Below are 18,509 nucleotides of genomic sequence, written 5' to 3'. Positions count from 1 at the left end.
AGACGCCCCTCACGCTCGGGGAGCGATGAACGTCGGTCCGCCGCGGCCCACGACGACCCCCTCGGCCCAGCGCACCCGCTCATCCGGAGCCAGGGTGAGCTCACCGCCACCTGCTGCGCCGTCCGGGGCGCCCGGCGCGCCCGGTCCCGTCAGCCGCCCTGTCACCGGCCGTGGAGCGACCCCGACGACGGCGGTGAGCGTGCCGTCCTCGGTCAGCTCGGCCCGCCAACCGCGCGGGATCCGCAGATGCTCCGCCCCGTCGCGCAGCAGCACGGTGCCGGTGTCGTCGGACACGGCCTCCCAGGTCACCCCGCCCAGCCTGCGGGAGGCGGCCACCGCCTCGGCCGCGGCGCCGAGCTCCAGTCGGGTCGGCGCCAGGGATGTGACCGCAAAGCCGCCGGAGGGCATCGGCAGGATGCCGCAGAGGCGCTCGACGGCGTCGAGCAGCCACAGCGCCGCCGGGGAGTAGCGGGAGGTGTAGCCGGCCTCCCCGCTCCACGGGTCCAGGCACTGCGGATAGCGGTCCGCGACGGCCAGCGCGGTGAGCACGGGCTTGAGGAGCACGGCCAGCTCGGCGGGACGGCCGTGATGCTCGAAGGCATGCGGCGCCCGGATCATGGTGAGCATGTTCACCGGCCCAGCCCAGGAGTTGCGGGTGTGGTCGCCGTCGAAACGAGGGTCGTCCATGGCCAGGGAGGTCAGCCCGTAGTGGGACAGGAACCGGGAGGTGGCGAACAGGTGGCGGCGCAGCACCTCGGCGAAGAGGTCGTCGTCGCCGATCTCGCAGGCCATGACGCGCAGCTGCACATCGCTGAGCACCCGCACCGGCTGCCCCGCGGCGTCGAGGTCGTAGAAGGCGGCGTCCAAGGAATCCCAGCAGTGGGCGAACAGCGCCTCCCCGCTGGCGGCGGCGGCCGCCCGCCACGGCGTCGGGTCCTCCCCGAGCTCCTCGGCGATCTGGGCCAGATAGGTCCGTTGGCAGGCCACGTTCGCCGTGAGGTCCGGGGCGATGTACGGCACCCCCGGCGCCTCGGGGTCGCAGCGGGAAGCCTCGCCGCCGAGGCATCGGTCCGGGGCGAACCAGAACCGCGGGGACAGGTCATGGCCGGTGTCGAAGGTGCAGAAGGCCTCCACCGCCCCGGTGCCGCGGGTGTCCCGGTGCGCGGCGAGCCATGCGTCGTGCGCGGACATCGCCTCATACATCCGGCGCAGCCACGCGGTGCTCTCGGCGTGCAGGCGGTGGTGGGTCCACACGGAGCGGGCCAGCGGGGTGACCATCTGGATCTGACTGAAGGCCGGACCGTCCCGCGTGACCTTATAGGGGATGAGCCCGTCGCCGCGCTGGTGCTCTGCGAAGAGGGCGAAGGTGTCGGCGGCGGCCTGCGGGGCGAACCGAGAGAGCACCTCGGCACTGATGGTGCCGGTGGACTCGACCCAGGCGCCGTCGTACGCCCCGCCCTCATGCAGCACGGTGACCCCACGCTGCTCCCGGAGGCAGGCGTCCAGGTCCGCGAGCGCCTGGCCCCACCTCTCCTGCAGCGGGCCCCCGACGGCGGCGAAGCCCGCCCCGGTGGCGGCCAGTCCCTCCGCGAGCGCGGAGGAGAGAGCGGATCGGTCAGCCTCGCGCAGGCGGGCGAGCGCCTGCGCCGCGGGCGGAGAGAGCTCAGGCACGGAGAGTTCAGGCACGGAGACTTCAGGCACAGACGCCTCAGGCCCGGACACCTCAGTCAAGGACGCCCTCCATCTCCTGATGGACGCGCTCGGCCGCCTCCTGCGGGGTGAGCCGCTCGAAGTACAGCTCGTCCTCGTAGCGCATCATGATCTCCTGGAGTGCGGAGAATCCCAGCGCAGGCACCGGTTCGGGCCCGGCGAGCTCGTCCTCGATGTCGGCGATGAACTCGGCTGAGACCAGGTCCTGACCGTCGATGGCGTCCAGGACCGCCTCGCGCACCGCCGGGTTGGCCGGCAGGCCCCGGTCGGTGAGGCCCAGCAGGCCGGCGTCGACGTCGTTGACCATGAAGTCGATGAACAGCTGCGCCTCCTCCGGGTGCTCGGTCTGGGAGGACGCGGAGAGGAACATGGAGGACTTGTACCAGAGCCCGTTGTTCTCCGCACTGCCGGTGCGGCTGGGGAAGCGCAGCAGCTCCATGTCCACTCCTGCGGACTCGGAGATCCCGGCCAGCGAGCTGGTCCACATCGGCGCCAGAGCCACCCGCCCGGTGTGGATGAGCTGCTGCTCCGGGTCGGCGCCGCGGTTCTCCGCCATGACTCCGGCCGGAGGCATGGCCCCGGCGTGCAGGAGATCCAGCCAGTAGTCGTAGTACTCGGCGAGGTCGTCGGCCTCGAATCCCAGCTCTCCCTCGTCGGTGGTCAGGTGCTGGCCCTGCTGACGCAGCCAGACCTGAAAGCCGCCGGGCTCATTGGTCTCGTTGGTGCCGTAGGCGTCGTCGAGGTTCGCACTGAGCTCCTCGGTGATTGCGGCGAAGTCCTCCCAGGTCCAGGCTTCGTCGTCGGGCATCTCCACCCCCACCTCGGCGAAGAGCTCGGGGTTCGCCCCCAGAGCCAGCGAGTTGATGCCCGTGGTGATGCCGAAGAGCCCGTCCTCGGTGCGGCCGTTGTCCACGGCATCCTGGTCGATGCCGGAGGTGTCCACGGCGGTGAGATCCAGCAGCGCGCCGCGGTCGGCGTATTCGCGCAGGTACTTGTCGTCCATCTGGATGATGTCGGGGGCGTCGCCGCCGGCGGTCTGCGTGGCCAGCTGCTCCCAGTGGCCGCCGAAGTCCGAGTACGAGCCCTCGATGCTGATGTGCGGATGCTCCTGTTCGAAGGCGTCGATGATGGCCTCGGTCTGCTCCATGCGCAGGCCGCTGCCCCACCAGGAGAATCGCAGGTCGACGTCGCCGTCGGCGGTGCCGGCGTCCCCTGCGGAGCAGGAGGTCAGCACCAGGGCGCCGATTCCGCAGGCGGCGACGCTCCGGAGCCCGCGAGGTGAGAAGAGATGGGACACGTGCCGGGGCATGGCGGGCCTTCCTCGGGATTTAATCGTTCCATAAGACTATGAGTGGCCCATGTCACGGTCAACGCCGCCCAGCATGTCAGTCCGGCATGGAGTCATACCGCCGGCGATACCCGGAAGGCGAGGTGCCCGCGTCGCGCCGAAAGTGCACGTAGAAGCTGCTCTGCGAGGAGAAGCCGGCGGCATGGGCGACGTCGGCGGCGGACCAGTCCGTGGTCAGCAGCAGGCGTTTGGCCTCCGCCAGCCGGCACATGGTCAGATAGTCGGCCACGGTCATGCCCAGCACCTTCTTGAACACGCCCATCGCATAGGTGGGCGAGAGGTGGGCGGCCCCGGCGGCGTCGGCCACGGTGACGGGACGGCGGTGATGGGTGGCCAGGAAGCGCGCCATGACCACCGCATGCTCGGCCGCACCCTGGCCCGGCGCAGACGGCGAGGGCTCCGTGCCCGCACGGTGGCAGGCGAGCACCCGGCGCACCAGCGCCTGCGCCTCCAGCAGGGCGATCTCGGCGTCGTCGCCGGCAAGCTCGGTGCGCCACACCTCGAAGAGGTCGACGGCGCGCACCGGCACGTCCTCCAGAGGCACCACCACAGGCTGCATCCGCAGCAGCATCCCGATGTCCCGCTCACCCAGCCCCCAGCTGAGCACGGTGCTCAGCGGCAGGTGCACCCAGCAGACGTCCGCCTCACCGGGGTCGATGAGCCGATGCGGGAAGGCCGCCCAGAACAGGGCGATCTGCCCGGGACCGATGCTGACCCGGCGTCCGCCCAGCAGGTAGTCGAGCTGACCGCTGACCACGATGTTGACCTCAAGATCATCATGCCGATGCGCCCGCTCCATCACCGGGGGGCTGCCGCGCCGGACCCACAGCGCCGGAGGCATGTCCTGCACAGCTGAGGATCCAGGAGGATCTGGGGGGATATCCGGAAGTTTCTTCAACATCACCCGGTCTAGCGTAGCAACTATGAGCCACATCACAGCAGAAGCCCCCGCCCCCGTCAGCATCGAGCACGCACCCGCAGGACCCCGGATCGCCATCATCGGCGCCGGAGGATTCGTGTTCCCCTTCCGCCTTATCGGAGACCTGGTCAGCTTCCCCGCCCTGCGCGGCGCGACGCTGGCCCTGATGGACATCGACCCGCAGCGGCTCGACCGCGTCGCCGGCGCGGCCCGTCGCCTGGTGGAGCATCACGGGTTCCCCACCGTCGTCGAGCAGACCACCGACCGCCGCGAAGCCCTCCGAGGCGCCGACGTCGTCATCATCACCTTCCAGGTGGGCGGCATCGAGTCCTACCGGCACGACGTCGAGATCCCCCGCCGCCACGGCATCGACCAGGCGGTGGGCGACACCCTCGGCCCCGGCGGCGTGTTCCGCTTCCTGCGCTCCGTGACCGCCTACGACGCGATCGCCGAGGACGCCCTCGAGCTGTGCCCCGACGCGCAGTTCATCAACTACGCCAACCCCATGGCCATGGCCACCGCCTACCTGAACGCCAAGGGGCTCCGCACCGTGGGGCTGTGCCACAGCGTGCAGGGCACCACCCGGATGTTGGCCCGCACCCTGGGCGTGCCCTATGAGGACGTCACCTTCACCAGCGCGGGCATCAATCACCAGGCCTGGATCCTCTCCTTCCGCCGCGGGGAGGAGGACCTGTACCCGCGGCTGCGAGAGGTCATGGGCGCCCGGCACCGGCGCGGACGGGCGGCGGCATCGCTGACCGCCGACGACGGCGACCACAGTGGCGAGGCTGACGCCGCCAGCGATTACGAGGGCGGCAACGAGCAGGTCCGTACAGCGATCATGCAGACCTTCGGACACTTCCAGACCGAGTCCAGCCACCACGCCTCCGAATACCTGCCCTACTTCCGCAAGACTCCGGAGCTGGTGGAGGAGTACATCCCCAGCCGCTGGGACTACTACGAGATCTGTGCCGCCCATGACGAATCCGGGGATCTCAGCGATCAGCTGGCCGAGCTGCAGGCGGAGCTGAAGCCGTCAGTGGAGTACGGGGCGATCATCGTCAATGCGATGGTCACCGGCCGGCCGGCCGTGGTGCACGGCAACGTCCCCAACAGCGACGCCGGATTCGCCCCCGGCTCCCAAGGCTCCGTGATCACGAACCTGCCGGGATCAGCCTGCGTGGAGGTCGCCTGCCTCGTGGACGGCGCCGGGGTGCGGCCCACCCGTTTCGGTGATCTGCCCCCGCAGCTGGCCGCGGTGAACCGGACCAACGTCAACGTACAGGAGCTGGCCGTGCGCGCAGCTCTGGAGGGCTCGCGCGAGCACGTCCATCACGCCGTCGCCCTGGACCCGCTCACTGCCGCCCTGCTCACCGTGGAGGAGATCCGTGAGATGACCGAGGAGCTGCTCACCGCGCACGCTGCGCTGCTGCCGGATGCGCTGCGGAGCTGAACCATGCGCCCTCAGCGACGAGGACTCCCCCGAGCAGCCAGGACAGCACGCGGACCGAATCGGCGACAGTTCATCGCATTGGCCGGCATCTCTGCGGTAGGCGCCTTGGCCGCCTGCTCCGGCGAGCCCACCGACACCACCCATCTGCGACTCTCCTCCTGGAACATCCCCCTGGATCTCGAGTCCTATCAGAGGATCGCCGATGAGTTCGTCGCCGATCACCCGGGCACCTCCGTCGCCGTCGAGGTCACCACCGGCCAGTTCCACCAATGGTTCATCACCCGGCTGGCAGCCGACCTGGCTCCGGACATCATCCGCATCACACCGCAGCAGATCGGGCGCTACGCCGCCAACGGCAGCCTGGTCGACCTCTCCGGGGCCGTGCCGGAGAGCTACCGGCAGGACTACTCGGACGCCTTCTGGGCGATCGGCGAGCGGGAGGACGGGCTGTACGGCGTCTTCCAGCACACCGACAACTTCGTCACCTACTACCGGCACGACGTGATGGAGACGATCGGCGTCACCCCGCCAGAGACGCTGCAGGAGGCCTGGACGTGGGACGAATTCCTGGAGATCGCCGGCGAGGCGAAGAAGGTCACCGGACGGTACGGATTCGGGTTCGGGTGGACCGGGCCGGAGACCGCCTACCGGTGGATGCCCCTCATCCACCAGAACGGAGGGACGTTCCTCGGGGACGACGGGGAGACGCCGTCCATGAACTCTCCCGAGGCCGTCGAGGCGCTGGCCTTCGGGAGACGGTGGTACGCCGACGGCCTGGTCTCACCTGGGAACATGGCCAAGTCCGGCGGCGGTGACGTCGCACGGAACCTGTTCCTGACAGGGCAGATCGGCCTGATGCTGAACAACCCCGAATCCATCGCCCAGCTGGATGAGGAGATGCCCGACGAGTGGGGCACCACAGCCATGATCAGGAACACCCACGAGGCCTCTGACCTCGGCGGCAACGCCTTGGCCGTCACGCGCTCATCGAAGCATCCCGACCTCGCCGCCGAGCTGGTCGCCCGCATCACGAGCCGGGAGAAGGTCATCGAGTTCTGCCACCACGGCAACTGGCTGCCGGCCCGCGCCTCGCTCGACGCCGATGACATCGGGTACTCGTCCCATCGCGAGACCATGCAGCGGTTCATCGACCAAGGCTCGACCATCCCGATCGAGATGGTCCGCGCCCAGACGGGCCGTTACTTCAGCTCCCTCAACGCCGTGTTCGCCGACTACCTCGACCTGTGCTTCCTCGGCGAGCTCTCACCCGACGAGACCGCCCGACAGATGATGGAGGCGATGGAGAGTGTCACTGACCAGTGAAGCCCCCCGGCAGACCAGCGAGCACCCGCGTGATCGGAGGACGAGCACGGCATCCCACCAGCCGGAGGGCCGCCGCCGGCGTCATCGGACCACCGCCCCCTACCTGTTCGTCGCACCGGCGGCGGTCCTGTTCCTCACGTTCTCCCTGCTGCCGATCGTCATCGCGGTGGCACTCAGCTTCCAGGAGACCACTGCCCTCGGCGGCGGTGACTGGGTCGGGCTGGACAACTACGCCTCGATGACCCAGGACCGGCTCCTGGTGACGGCCCTGCTGAACACCGTCGTCTTCACCCTCGGCACCGTCCCGACCTCCATGGCGGTCGGTCTGGTCCTCGCGATCGCCCTCAACCGCGACGTGCCTGGCCGATCGGTGCTCCGTGCGGCGTTCTTCGTCCCGATGGTCGCCGCCGGGGTGGTCGTCGGCGTCGTGATGTCCTGGATCTTCCATGGTGACTACGGAGTCGTGAACAACGTCCTCGCCGCCCTCGGCGGCGATCGGGTGCCATGGCTGACATCGCCGCAGTTCGCCATGGGCACGCTCATCGCCGTCGTCGTCTGGACCCGCATCGGGTTCTGCATGGTGATCTACCTGGGCGCGCTGCAATCAGTCCCCGCAGAGCTTCAGGAGGCCGCGACGGTGGATGGAGCATCTGCCTGGACACGATTCCGCAGCATCACCTGGCCCCTCCTCGGGCCGACCACCTGGATCCTGCTGATCCTCAACGTGGTGTTCTCCATCCAAGCGTTCGACGTCATCTACGTCATGACCGGCGGCGGACCCGGATTCTCCACCACCGTACTCATCCAGTACATCTTCCGGTCGGCATTCGCCGACGCCCGCATGGGATACGCCGCAGCACTCGGTCTGCTCCTCGTGGCGATCCTTCTGGTGTTCACCGTCCTGAGACAGCGCGCCGCACGACGTGCAGAGGAGATCGCATGAGAACCACCGACACCGGCACCGGCCGCCGTCACGGTCGCAGTCGCAGTCGTCCGTGGATGCTGACAGCGGCGCTCACCGCGCTGGCCGCCCTCATGGTCTTTCCGATCTACTGGATGGCGGTCACGGCCTTCACCCCCGGAGGACAGTCGCAGTCCCAAGACCCCTACCTCTGGCCCGCCGAGTCGACCACCCAGAACTTCACGGAGGTCTTCGCGGAGCAGCCCGTCTGGCAGTGGCTCGGGAACTCACTGGTCATCGCAGGACTCGGCACCGCGCTCAGCGTATGCGTCTCCCTCGGTGCCGGCTACGCCCTGGCGAAGTTCCGGTTCTGGGGCAGGGGAGTCATCTACGCGTCGTTCCTGGTGACGATCACGATGCCCATCCAGGTGACCCTGGTCCCGGCATTCCTCATCGTCGCCCGCATGGGCCTGGTCGACTCACCCTGGGCCGTGATCCTCCCGACCCTCTTCGACGTCGTCGGCATCTTCATCGCCCGGCAGTACATGCTCGGTCTTCCCGACGCGCTGCTCGAGGCCGCGAGGCTCGATGGGGCCGGAGAGTTCACCACCTTCCTTCGAGTCGTCCTGCCCACCTGCGGACCACTGGTCGGCGTGCTGGTCATCCTCGGGTTCATGACGCGGTGGAACGACTTCCTCTGGCCCTTGGTGGTGCTGCAGGGCAATGAGAACCTCACCGTCCCGGTCGGGCTGTCGACGCTGACCAACAATCCCGCGTTCAGCTCCCCCTGGGGTGCTGTGATGGCCGTGGCGACCGTGACCGTCCTGCCGCTGCTGGCGGTGTTCCTCATCTTTCAGAGGCAGTTCGTCCAGGGGATCGCCAACACAGGGATCAAATGAGAGCGGCGGAGCTGAGCGACACCGGCTCCGGCCGCTCCGCGGTGGTGGTCATGTCCACGGCCCGACCCGACTCCGCGGAGGACAGCAGCCCGTCCATGACCTCCAGCACGTGGAGCCCCAGCTCTCCCTGGGCCCGCCCTCGCAGGGGGTCCCCGTCGAAGGCGCCGGACCAGAGCAGATCGGCGATCCCATAGCCGCGGGCGGCCTCCCGGTAACCGGCCGCAACCGGCAGCTCCTGCCAGCCGGCACCGCCGCGGAACAGGGACACGGAGCCGTCGAAGCGGTTGGGGTCGGGCACTGCGAGCGCGCCCGCGGTGCCCTGGATCTCGATCGGCGCGGCATGGGTGGCCGCGCCGTCGAAGCTCATCACCACGGTGGAGATGGCGCCTGAGGTGTGGACCAGCGCGCCGGTGACGTGGCTCGGCGTGGTGACCGGGATGCGCTCCCCGGCTCGGGGGCCGGAGCCGATGACCCGCTCGTCCCGCAGCGCGCCGGCGGCACCGATGACCTGCCGGACCGGACCCAAGAGGGTCACCAGGGTGGTCAGGTAGTAGGGGCCCATGTCCAGCAGCGGGCCGCCGCCGGGCTGGTAGTAGAAGTCCGGGTTCGGGTGCCAGGCCTCGTGCCCGGGGATGATCATGGTCGCCGTGGCGCTCATGGGGGTGCCGATCTGCCCGGCGTCGAGTGCGGCGCGGGCCGTCTGCACCCCGGTGCCCAGCACAGTGTCCGGGGCGCTGCCGATGACCACCCCGGCCTCGCGCGCCTGCCGGAGCACCTCGCGTCCGGAGGCGACGTCGGCGGTGAAGGGCTTCTCCACGTAGACGCCCTTGCCCGCACGGATCGCCGCGGAGGAGACGTCGGCGTGGGCCTGCGGCACCGTCAGGTTGAGCACGAGGTCCACATCGTCACGCCCCAGCAGCCCGTCCAGGTCCTCCGCGGCCGCCCCGTGGGGCTCGGCCACGGCTCGCGCACGGTCCAGGTCAAGATCCGCGACGGCGACGAGCTCGAGGGCCTCCAGCCGGCTGATCGTCTCCAGGTACTGGCCGCTGATGTTCCCGGCGCCGACCATGCCGAGGCGCACACGCTCCGCTCCAGGCCGCACCTGGCCTCCCTGCTCGCTCATCGGCTCGCCCACAGCATCCCCCGTTCGATGATGGTGCGGACACTGGGATGCTCCAGGACCTCCACGCGGTGGCCCGGAGTGGAGACGAAGACCCGTCCCTTCCCCCAGCGGCGAGTCCACACGGCCGGGTTGACGTGCGGGCGCTCCCATTCGTCGAAGTCCCGACGAGGCAGCGTGGTGGTGGCCAGCACGTCGATCAGGTCATCATGCAGCACCCAGTACTGCTCGGTGACCAGGTCGAAGCTCTCGATGCCGCGGGTGATCGGGTGGTCCTTCTCCTGGACGTCCACCCGATACGGGATGTAGTAGTCGGACTGCTCACCCGTGCGCTCCTCCGGCGCCACCGGCGGGTGGTGGGCGAACTGGCCGCCGATCAGCTGCAGGTACCCGTCGCTGTTCCGGTAGGAGTCGGCGATGCCGCCGTGCCAGCCGGCCAGACCGGTCCCACCGGCGACGGCGGTGCGCAGGCCCGTGAGCTGGTCGGCCTCAATGGTGGACATGGTCATGCACTGCACGATCAGGTCCACCTCCCCCATCGTGTCCGCATCAGCGTAGACCTCGGGGGATTCGTGCACCTGGCAGTCGTAGCCGTTCTCCCGAAGGAACGGCAGGAACAGCTCGGTGGCCTCCACGGGCTGGTGGCCGTCCCAGCCGCCGCGGACGATGAGCGCTCTCTTGGTCATGGATCTCCTCAGACGAAAACGTGGTCAGACGAAGGGGTGGTCAGACGATCAGGCGGCCCTCAGCGGGTCACGGAGGTGTACCGGCTGGAATCCTCGGCGCTGCGCTCCACGGCGTCGAGCACGCGCTGGACGTCGAGGGCCTCCCCGAAGTCGGGCCGGGCACCCTCGGGGGCGTCCAGAGCGGTCAGCACGTCGGCCACCTGGTGCACGAAGAGGTCCCCGTAGCCCAGGCCGTGACCCACCGGCCACCAGTGGTCGGTGTAGGGGTGGACGGCGTCGGTGACCTGGATGGTCCGGAAGCCCTGGGCCTGCTGGGGGTCCTCGCCGTCGAAGTACTCCAGCTGGTTCATCCGCTCGAAGTCGAAGGCCACCGAGCCTCGGGAGCCGTTGATCTCCAGCCGGTTGGCGTTGCGCCGGCCCAGGGCGAACCGGGTGGCCTCGAAGACGCCCACCGCGCCGCCGGAGAACCGGGCGGTGAAGGCGGCCGCGTCGTCGACCGTCACCGGCCCGCGCTCCCCGGACACGTCCCCCGCGCCGCCGAGCCCTTCCGCAGAGCCGGAGACCGGGCGGGAGGTGACGAAGGTGTGCAGCAGCGCCGAGACGCCATCGATCTGCTGGCCGGTCACCCACTGGGCGGCGTCGATGGAGTGGGCGCCGATGTCACCCAGGGCGCCGCTGCCGGCAGTCTCCTTGTCCAGTCGCCAAGTCAGCGGCGCGTCCGCGTCGGAGAGCCAGTCCTGCAGGTACTGCGCCCGCACATGCCGGATCTCGCCCAGCCGCCCCTCCTCCACGAAGCGGCGAGCCAGGGCCAGCGCCGGGGTGCGGCGGTAGCTGAAGCCGCAGAACGTGTGGACACCCCGCTCGGCCGCCTGCGCCGCGGCGGCGGCCATGGACTCCGCCTCCTGCACCGAGTTGGCCAGCGGCTTCTCGCACAGCACATGCTTGCCTGCGGCCAGGGCGGCCTCCGCGATCACCGCGTGGGTGTCACCGGGGGTGCAGATGTCGACGACGTCGATGTCCTCCCGGGTCACGGCGTCGCGCCAGTCGGTGGCGATCTCCTCGACGCCGAGCTTCTCGGCCGCCGCGCGGGTGCGGGCCTCGTCCCGTCCGACGAGCAGCGCGACCTCGGGCCGACGCGGGAGATCGAAGAAGCGCGGCGCGGTGCGCCAGGCGTGCAGATGGGCCGCACCCATGAAGGCATGGCCGATGACCGCGATCCGGACAGGTTGAGACATCGTCTCTCCTCGAGGCATGGGAAGGTCTGGCATGAACTGGTGATCAGCATCACTGTATCGATATAGGCCCGACGTTGCCAGAAGACCGTCACCCCCGACGGGAATGACGACCCTGGAATGCTTGACATGCAAGCAGACACTTGCGTAATGTGCGCAGCATGGCCGACGTCTTCAAAGCCCTCGCCGACCCCACGCGCCGGGCGATCCTCGACGGACTCACGGAGAACGAGGAACAGACGCTCTTCGAGATCTGCTCCCGGCTCTACGCGAAGCACCAGCTGAGCTCGTCCCGGCAGGCGATCTCCCAGCATGTGGACGTCCTGGAGGAGGCCGGGCTGGTGGAGACCTCCCGGCGCGGCCGCTACAAGATCCACCGCATCAACACCGCCCCGCTGCAGCCGATCGTGGACCGCTGGCTGAGTCCGACGCACACCACCCCACCTGACCAGGAGGAACCCCGATGAGACTTCACCAGATGAGCGTGATGGTCGACGACCAAGACCGCGCACTGCAGTTCTACACCGACGTGCTGGGCTTCCAGGTCCGCCACGACATCCCGATGGGCGAGGCCCGCTGGATCACCGTGGTCTCGCCCGAAGACCCCGACGGCACCGAGCTGGTGCTCGAGCCCAGCGGCCATCCGGCCGTCCCTCCGTTCAAGGAGGCGCTGGTGGCTGACGGCATCCCGTTCGCCTCCTTCGCCGTAGACGACGTCGCCGCCGAGCACGAGCGCCTCACCGCCCGCGGCGTGGAGTTCACCCAGCCGCCCATGGACATCGGCCCCGCGATCATGGCGGTCTTCGACGACACCTGCGGCAATCTCATCCAGCTGCTCGAGCACAAGCGGTGAGCTCCTGGAGCTCCGAGTCATACCCGGTTATACTCGATTCATGAAGACTGCGATATCAGTACCCGACGGGACCTTCGAACGCGCCGAGCGCGTGGCACTGAGACACGGCATGAACAGGTCGCAGTTCTACGCGAAGGCCGCCGAGCGCTACGCGGACGAGCTCGATGCCCACGACACGACAGCGACCATCGACAGCGTCGTGGATGTGGTCAATGCCGACGAATCGGCTCGCTTCGCCGTCGCCTCCGGACATCGCATGGCTGACGGGGACGACGAATGGTGAGGAGGGGCGACATCCATTGGTGCCACCTCCCGCCTCCGACCTCGAGCGCCCCCGCCAAGCGGCGCCCCGTGCTGATCATCCAGGACGATTCATACAATGCCAGTCGGTTGGCGACCACGATCGTCGTGGCGTTGACCTCCAACACCGCACTCGCTGCCATACCGGGCAACAGGTTCCTGCCAGCAGCCCTCACGGGTCTTCCTCGTGACTCCGTCGCCAATGTCACGGCACTCATGACCGTCGACCGTCGGGACCTCGATGCTCACCCTGTCGGTCAGGTGCCTGCTCACCTGATGGACGGAGTCGACGAGGGCCTGCGACAGGTGCTCGGCCTGCGGGCGTGACCGGGTGGGTCACCCCCGTCACACCACGCGGCGGGCACCGGCGGCCGGCGGTGCCCGGAACACCTCCGGCTCGGTGAACCCGGCCGCGGCGAAGGCCTCCCTCACCGCAGACCGCACCCGCTCATGCAGCCCCACCGGAGCCAGGGCGATCACACAGCCGCCGAAGCCGCCTCCGGTGATGCGCGCGCCGTGCACGCCCTGGGCGGAGACCGCTTCGAAGGCCACATCGATCTCCTCCACCGTGACCTCATAGTCGTCCCGCAGGGACAGGTGAGACGCGCGCATCCGGTCCCCGACGCCGGCCAGGTCGCCGGCGCGCAGCAGCTCGACGGTCTCGATCACGCGACGGTTCTCCGTGATGACATGCCGGGCCCGGCGCCGCAGCACCTCGTCCTCCACCGGGGTGAGGATCTCGGCGACGTCGGCCTCCGTGTCGCTGAGCACCCGCAGCGACTCCACACCGAGGACGCGGGCAGCCTCCTCGCACTGCCGACGTCGGGCCGCATACTCCCCATCGACCAGACGATGCGGGGCTCGGGTGTCGATGACCAGCACCTCGGCGTCTCCGTCCGGGGCCAGCGGCACCAGAGTGGGCCGCAGGCTGCGAGTGTCGAAGAGCACCGCGTGCCCGGCCTGCCCGAGCATGGAGATCATCTGGTCCATCAGCCCGCACGGCATGCCCACGTAGTCGTTCTCGGCACGCTGGGCGAGGCGCGCCATCTCCAGGGGCCGCACCGCCGCGCCGGCGAGGTCGGCGACGGCCAGCCCCACGGAGCACTCCAGCGCCGCCGAGGAGGACAGCCCCGCCCCGTGCGGGACGTCGGACTCGATCAGCAGGTCCACGCCTGCGACGTCGACGTCCTCAGCGAGCAGACCTGCCTGGCCCGCGGTACGCAGGGACCAGCACATGGCCGCCACATAGGCCGCCCAGCCGTCCACGCCGCCGGGCCTCAGCTCCTCCAGCGCGAACTCGACGGTCTCCCCCGTGAACAGCGAATGCGCCCGCACGAGGCCGTCCGCGCGCCGGCGGGCGGCGACGAGAGTGGTCTGCGGCAGGGCGAAGGGCAGGACGAAGCCGTCGTTGTAGTCGGTGTGCTCCCCGATGAGGTTCACCCGCCCCGGGGCGGCCCAGACGCCGTCGGCGGCCTCGCCGAAGACCCTCCGGAACTCCTCCCGCACCGCCTCTGCGCGTTCCAGCAGCACCTCCGTCACCGGGTCTCACCCGCCTCCCGCAGTCGCTGAGCCATCTGCTCGGGCGGGATGTCATTGATGAACACCCCGACGCCCGACTCGGAGCCGGCCAGGTACTTCAGCTTGGTGTCCGCCCGCCGGATGGAGAACAGCTGCAGGTGCAGCCGGAAGTCGGTGCCCTCGGCGGAGGCCGGCGCCTGCTGCCAGCCGGAGATGTAGGGCAGCGGCGTGGCGAAGAGCCGATCCCCGCGCTGCAGCACATCCAGATACAGCGCGGCGAAGGCGTCCCGCTCGTCGTCGGTCAGCTCCGGCAGGGTGCGCACGCTGCGGTGCGGCATGAGGTGGATCTCCACGGGCCAGCGGGCCCAGGACGGCACGAAGGCGGTCCAGTGCTCGTTGTCGGCGATGACCCGCTCCCCGGCGGCCCGCTCGGCTGCCAGCGTCCGGGCGAACAGGTCCTCTCCGGTGGCCTCGCGGGTCGCTCGTGCCTGCTCCACCATCCTCGAGGTCCGGGGAGTGGGGAACGGGTAGCCGTAGATCTGGCCGTGCGGGTGATGCAGCGTCACCCCGATCTCCTCGCCCCGGTTCTCGAAGCAGTACACCTGATCCACCTCGGGCATCGCCAGCAGGGCGGCGGTGCGGTCCGCCCAGGCGTCGACGACGGTGCGGAGGCGCCGCACGTCCAGCTGGGCCAGCGAGGTGGTGTGCTCGGGGGTGAAGCAGACGACCTCGCACCGTCCGGCGCCGGGATGACGCACTGTGGTGAGATCCTCTCCGGCGGCGATGGCCGCCTTCGCGAAGTCCGGGGGCAGGGCGGGCCCGCCGGCCAGGGAGGGGAAGCGGTTCTCGAAGACCACCACGTCATAGTCGGACTGGGGGATCTCGGTGGCCCGCTCCTCCGTGCTGGGGCACAGCGGACAGTCGTTGGTGGCAGGCTTGTGGGTGCGGTTCTGCCGCGCGGCCGCCACGGCCACCCATTCGCCCAGATAGGCGTCCCAGCGCAGCTCGGAGCCGCCGCCGGGGCGACTGATGCCCCGGGTGTCATGCACCTGACGGGTGCGGGCGACGTCGTCGTAGAAGAAGATCTCGCGGCCGTCGGCGAGCGTGGCCTGGGTTCTGTTCACCGGTGTTCTCTCCTGAGGGGTGGGGCGAGGGGACTGGCCGATCAGCCGGCGGCACGCGCCGTACGCGGGCTGACGAGACGCACCTCGTCGATGTGGTCGCGGAGCGCGTCCGCCGCCTCCGCCGGCAGCGCGTCGTCCAGGATGACCATGTCCACCTCCGTCAGCTCGGCGAAGGTGGAGATGCCCAGCACGCCCCATTTGCTGTGGTCGGTCAACAGGATGCGTCGCTGCCCTGTGGCCAACAGGGCCTGGTTGGTCTCGGCCTCGAGGTAGTTCGGCGTGGTGAAGCCCTCCGGCACGGACACCCCGTGGGCGCCGAGGAAGGCCAGATCGACGTGCAGGCTGCGCAGAGAGGCCGCAGCCAGTGGTCCGACGAGGGCGTCGGAAGGTGTCCGGACGCCGCCGGTGAGGATCACCGTGCGGTCTGCGCGCGGCTCCGCCTGGAAGACGTCGGAGATGCGGGTGGAGTTGGTGACCACCGTGAGGTCCTCGACCTCGCGGAGGAGGCGGGCCAGGGCCCACGTGGTGGTGCCTGCCGAGAGCGCCACGGACGTGCCCGGACGCACCAGCTGGGCCGCCTCCTGGGCGATCGCGGCCTTCTCCGCCTCCATCTGGCCGGACTTGGCCTCGAAGCCGGGCTCCTCGGTGCGGCGGGTCTCGGCCCTCACGGCCCCGCCGTGGACCTTCACCAGGGCGCCCTGGGCGGCGAGGGCGTCCAGGTCACGGCGGATCGTCATGTCGGAGACGCCGAACTGCTCCACCAGAGCGGTGACGCTCACGGCGCCGTCGGTCTGGACGATCTCCGCGATGCGGGATTGGCGCTGGGCTGCCAGCATGGGACCTCACAGAGGTAGGTGGTTCACGTCACAGCCATTAAACCACCATGATCAAACAAGAATCAACATGGAGCGACGAGATGTCGTGCGCGGCGCACCAGCCACGCCCTCCTGAGATGCACGCCCGTCCGCACCGGACGTACGGACGGATGCACCCAGACTCCGCTCTCAGCGCTCCACGGCAGCAGCTCCAGGACCAGCGGAGCGGCCCGCAGCTCTTCCCGCCAGGCGGTCATCTCGAGCTCCCACACGCGCCCGTGCCAGTAGTGCTCGCTGACCAGCCTGTCACCGATCCAGGCCCTGCCGACATCTCCCGTCCAGTCGACACGCACCAGCAGCCGCCCGTCCTCCGCCAGATGCTCAGCAGGGACGTCCAACTCGACGACGGCGGCGCCGCTGAAGTCCTCGGGTGCGGCGAGCCGGCCCTCCGGCCCGCCGGTGCGCTGCGGAGGACACGTCGCGGGCGGAGTCATGTCCTGGGCCAGCACCGCCAGCACACCGGCACGCGGAGCGTGCACCCGATGACGCCACCACCGGGCCGCGACGTCGTCGAAGACGGCGAGCTCCACCTCGGGGTCCTCGGAGTGCACCACCAGCCCAGCCGGAGAGGCCGGATCCGCATGCACGGGAGCCGAGCTCAGGACCATCCGGTCCGCAGTCCCTCCCGCCTGCCGATCAGGCAGCACTGCCAGCCGGTCGGCGTCGGTCTCGTCCAGGATCATGATGCGCACCTCTCCGCAGCGGACCAGGTCCTCCGGGCCCGGCACGGCGCTGAACTCCAGCAGCGTGTCGCCGGTGGAGGTCACCGACCTGCGGCCGGGGCCGGTGATCTCCGGCTCACCGGCGAGGAGCAGCTGGACGGCGACGCCGGCGCGCGCGGTCAGCACCAGCAGCTCGGCGGAGCCGCCCTCGATTCGACGCCGGGTCAGCACCTCGGCGGTGGCGCAGCGCAGCACAGGGCCCTCCGGCCCGCCGAGCGGGAGGTTCACCGGCCACACGGTGGAGACCCCCGCCGGGAGGTCGATCGGCCGGGCAGGAACGGTCTGGGGCCGGCGCAGCCCCTCCCGGGCACCCAGATGGAGCTGCAGCTGCGGCTGGGGGTCGAGGTGTCCGTGGGGGCGATAGGTGCTCAGGAAGAGCCAGCCGGACTCGCCGTCGGTGCGCACCGCCCAGCGCAGGCTGCGTGGATCATCCGCGACCCCGCTCCCGACCGTGCTGCGCATGGGGGCCAGCCGGGAGCCCTCCGCGGCGAGCCACAGGTGCTGGCGGCGGAGCATCCCGTGGTGCGCCCGCACGGTGGCGTGCTCGCCGAGCGGCGCGCCGAAGTCATAGCTGATGCGGGGCACATCCTGGGGCTGCCCGGCCTCCTGGGACTCCTGGTCCCCGTCCGGGGTGCTGCCTCCCGCGTACATGTAGTAGCCCTGCCAGACGGAGCCGCTGCCCACTGTGGCCAGGGCGAGAGCGGCGACGTCCTCGGCCGTGACCAGCGGGCGGCGGTGATAGGCCACATGCATGCCGCCGCCCAGCTCGCAGGTGATGAACGGGGCGTCGGCGGCACTGGCCAGCACCGCACTGGGCTGGATCTCACTGGGCTGGCCGTCGTCGAGGTCGTCGCGGACCTCCTCGTAGTGGAAGTGCGCGGCGGCGAAGGGCGGCTGCTCGACGGATGAGTCCGCCCAGAAGCCGTCGGCGTAGCCGCTGCAGACCGGCAGCAGGGGAAGCCCCTGGTCCCGCCGGGGCAGCAGGGTTCGCCCCCATCCGGTGGCGGTCCACAGCGGCACGCGGAGCCCGTGCTCCTCGGCGATGCCCCGCAGCGTGGCCAGGTGCTCCGGCTGATCCGCCAGCTCGTTCTCGATCTGCGCGGCGATGACAGGGCCGCCGTCGTCGTGGGTCAGCCCCTCCAGCTGGGCGATGATCTGCCCATAGAGCCGCCGCACCAAGCGCAGGTACTCGGGGTGGTCCTGCCGGAGGGGGATGCCGGAGTCCACCAGCCAGTCCGGGAAGCCTCCGTGGCGCATCTCGCCATGGGACCACGGGCCCAGCCGGACGACGACGTCGAGTCCGTGGGCGGCGGCGAGCCGCACGAAACGCCGCAGATCCCGCGCACCGGTCCAGTCGAACCCACCGGGGCGGGGCTCATGATGCCGCCAGAACACATAGCTGGCCACCGACGTGAGTCCGCCGGACCGCGCCAGACCGAGCACATCAGACCAGTGCTCGGGCGCGATCCGGCTGAAGTGGATCTCCCCGGTGACGGGGAACCAGGGTTCCCCGTCCCGGGAGATCC

At 70.0% G+C, this 18,509-nt stretch carries 18 protein-coding genes; 8 read left to right on the top strand and 10 right to left on the bottom strand.

What is annotated here, in order from left to right; translation table 11 throughout:
- Positions 1-9: 9 nt before the first annotated feature.
- The 3 genes from Q7C18_RS08525 to Q7C18_RS08515 all read right to left on the bottom strand — a co-directional run bounded on the left by Q7C18_RS08525 (position 10) and on the right by Q7C18_RS08515 (position 3,899).
- Positions 10-1,686, bottom strand: a complete 1,677-nt coding sequence (locus tag Q7C18_RS08525) for an MGH1-like glycoside hydrolase domain-containing protein (protein WP_311025015.1) — start codon at positions 1,684-1,686, stop codon at positions 10-12.
- A gap of 37 nt (positions 1,687-1,723) precedes the next feature.
- Positions 1,724-3,019 carry an ABC transporter substrate-binding protein gene (locus Q7C18_RS08520; RefSeq protein WP_311025014.1) on the bottom strand — a complete coding sequence of 432 codons (1,296 nt, stop codon included), beginning with the start codon at positions 3,017-3,019 and terminating at the stop codon, positions 1,724-1,726.
- A 76-nt stretch (positions 3,020-3,095) separates the two neighbouring features.
- On the bottom strand, positions 3,096-3,899 hold the full coding sequence (locus Q7C18_RS08515) for a helix-turn-helix domain-containing protein (protein ID WP_237090011.1): 804 nt from the start codon (positions 3,897-3,899) through the stop codon (positions 3,096-3,098).
- Between the two features lie 82 nt (positions 3,900-3,981).
- Here Q7C18_RS08515 and melA point away from each other — a divergent pair, with 82 nt between their 5' ends.
- The 4 genes from melA to Q7C18_RS08495 all read left to right on the top strand — a co-directional run bounded on the left by melA (position 3,982) and on the right by Q7C18_RS08495 (position 8,553).
- Complete coding sequence (gene melA, locus Q7C18_RS08510) at positions 3,982-5,430, top strand: alpha-galactosidase (RefSeq protein WP_311025013.1); 1,449 nt, start codon at positions 3,982-3,984, stop codon at positions 5,428-5,430.
- Between the two features lie 78 nt (positions 5,431-5,508).
- Positions 5,509-6,753 carry a sugar ABC transporter substrate-binding protein gene (locus tag Q7C18_RS08505; RefSeq protein ID WP_311025011.1) on the top strand — a complete coding sequence of 415 codons (1,245 nt, stop codon included), beginning with the start codon at positions 5,509-5,511 and terminating at the stop codon, positions 6,751-6,753.
- Entirely contained in the window at positions 6,737-7,696 is a 960-nt protein-coding gene (locus Q7C18_RS08500; protein ID WP_311025010.1) for a sugar ABC transporter permease, read from the top strand. Before Q7C18_RS08505 ends, Q7C18_RS08500 begins: the two co-directional genes overlap by 17 nt.
- Positions 7,693-8,553: a carbohydrate ABC transporter permease gene (locus tag Q7C18_RS08495; protein WP_311025009.1), complete on the top strand. Its 861-nt coding sequence runs from the start codon at positions 7,693-7,695 to the stop codon at positions 8,551-8,553. The genes Q7C18_RS08500 and Q7C18_RS08495 overlap by 4 nt, the downstream gene beginning before the upstream one ends.
- Here Q7C18_RS08495 and Q7C18_RS08490 read toward each other — a convergent pair.
- From Q7C18_RS08490 to Q7C18_RS08480, 3 genes are read right to left on the bottom strand one after another with little or no spacing between them, the layout of a single operon-like run.
- Positions 8,546-9,676, bottom strand: coding sequence for a Gfo/Idh/MocA family oxidoreductase (locus tag Q7C18_RS08490; protein WP_311025008.1), 1,131 nt, complete (start codon positions 9,674-9,676; stop codon positions 8,546-8,548). The two genes, Q7C18_RS08495 and Q7C18_RS08490, sit on opposite strands and share 8 nt — an antisense overlap.
- Positions 9,673-10,359 (bottom strand): ThuA domain-containing protein, encoded by a 687-nt coding sequence (locus Q7C18_RS08485; protein WP_311025007.1) that lies wholly within the window; start codon positions 10,357-10,359, stop codon positions 9,673-9,675. The genes Q7C18_RS08490 and Q7C18_RS08485 overlap by 4 nt, the downstream gene beginning before the upstream one ends.
- A 59-nt stretch (positions 10,360-10,418) precedes the next feature.
- Positions 10,419-11,594 carry a Gfo/Idh/MocA family oxidoreductase gene (locus Q7C18_RS08480; RefSeq protein ID WP_311025006.1) on the bottom strand — a complete coding sequence of 392 codons (1,176 nt, stop codon included), beginning with the start codon at positions 11,592-11,594 and terminating at the stop codon, positions 10,419-10,421.
- A gap of 158 nt (positions 11,595-11,752) precedes the next feature.
- Between Q7C18_RS08480 and Q7C18_RS08475 the strand changes: the two genes are divergently transcribed.
- Genes Q7C18_RS08475 through Q7C18_RS08460 form a run of 4 tightly spaced genes read left to right on the top strand, consistent with a single transcriptional unit; the run spans position 11,753 to position 13,071 of the window.
- Entirely contained in the window at positions 11,753-12,058 is a 306-nt protein-coding gene (locus tag Q7C18_RS08475; RefSeq protein ID WP_311025005.1) for a metalloregulator ArsR/SmtB family transcription factor, read from the top strand.
- Positions 12,055-12,444, top strand: coding sequence for a VOC family protein (locus Q7C18_RS08470; protein ID WP_070159770.1), 390 nt, complete (start codon positions 12,055-12,057; stop codon positions 12,442-12,444). The genes Q7C18_RS08475 and Q7C18_RS08470 overlap by 4 nt, the downstream gene beginning before the upstream one ends.
- A gap of 40 nt (positions 12,445-12,484) precedes the next feature.
- Positions 12,485-12,727, top strand: a complete 243-nt coding sequence (locus tag Q7C18_RS08465) for a hypothetical protein (protein ID WP_070159772.1) — start codon at positions 12,485-12,487, stop codon at positions 12,725-12,727.
- Positions 12,721-13,071 carry a type II toxin-antitoxin system PemK/MazF family toxin gene (locus tag Q7C18_RS08460; RefSeq protein WP_311025004.1) on the top strand — a complete coding sequence of 117 codons (351 nt, stop codon included), beginning with the start codon at positions 12,721-12,723 and terminating at the stop codon, positions 13,069-13,071. Before Q7C18_RS08465 ends, Q7C18_RS08460 begins: the two co-directional genes overlap by 7 nt.
- An 18-nt stretch (positions 13,072-13,089) precedes the next feature.
- Here the strand turns inward: Q7C18_RS08460 and galK are convergent, their stop codons facing one another.
- From galK to Q7C18_RS08440, 4 genes are all read right to left on the bottom strand, one after another.
- Positions 13,090-14,283, bottom strand: a complete 1,194-nt coding sequence (gene galK, locus Q7C18_RS08455; protein WP_311025003.1) for a galactokinase — start codon at positions 14,281-14,283, stop codon at positions 13,090-13,092.
- Entirely contained in the window at positions 14,280-15,386 is a 1,107-nt protein-coding gene (gene galT, locus Q7C18_RS08450; RefSeq protein WP_311025002.1) for a galactose-1-phosphate uridylyltransferase, read from the bottom strand. The genes galK and galT overlap by 4 nt, the downstream gene beginning before the upstream one ends.
- Before the next feature lie 41 nt (positions 15,387-15,427).
- A complete protein-coding gene (locus tag Q7C18_RS08445; RefSeq protein ID WP_311025001.1) occupies positions 15,428-16,222 on the bottom strand; it encodes a DeoR/GlpR family DNA-binding transcription regulator in 795 nt (264 codons plus the stop codon).
- A gap of 62 nt (positions 16,223-16,284) precedes the next feature.
- Entirely contained in the window at positions 16,285-18,507 is a 2,223-nt protein-coding gene (locus tag Q7C18_RS08440) for a beta-galactosidase (protein ID WP_311025120.1), read from the bottom strand.
- Positions 18,508-18,509 lie beyond the last annotated feature (2 nt).

It is taken from the genome of Nesterenkonia sp. CL21 (assembly GCF_031705515.1).
Lineage (GTDB): Bacteria > Actinomycetota > Actinomycetes > Actinomycetales > Micrococcaceae > Nesterenkonia > Nesterenkonia aethiopica.
This window is presented reverse-complemented; position numbering and strand designations above follow the sequence as displayed.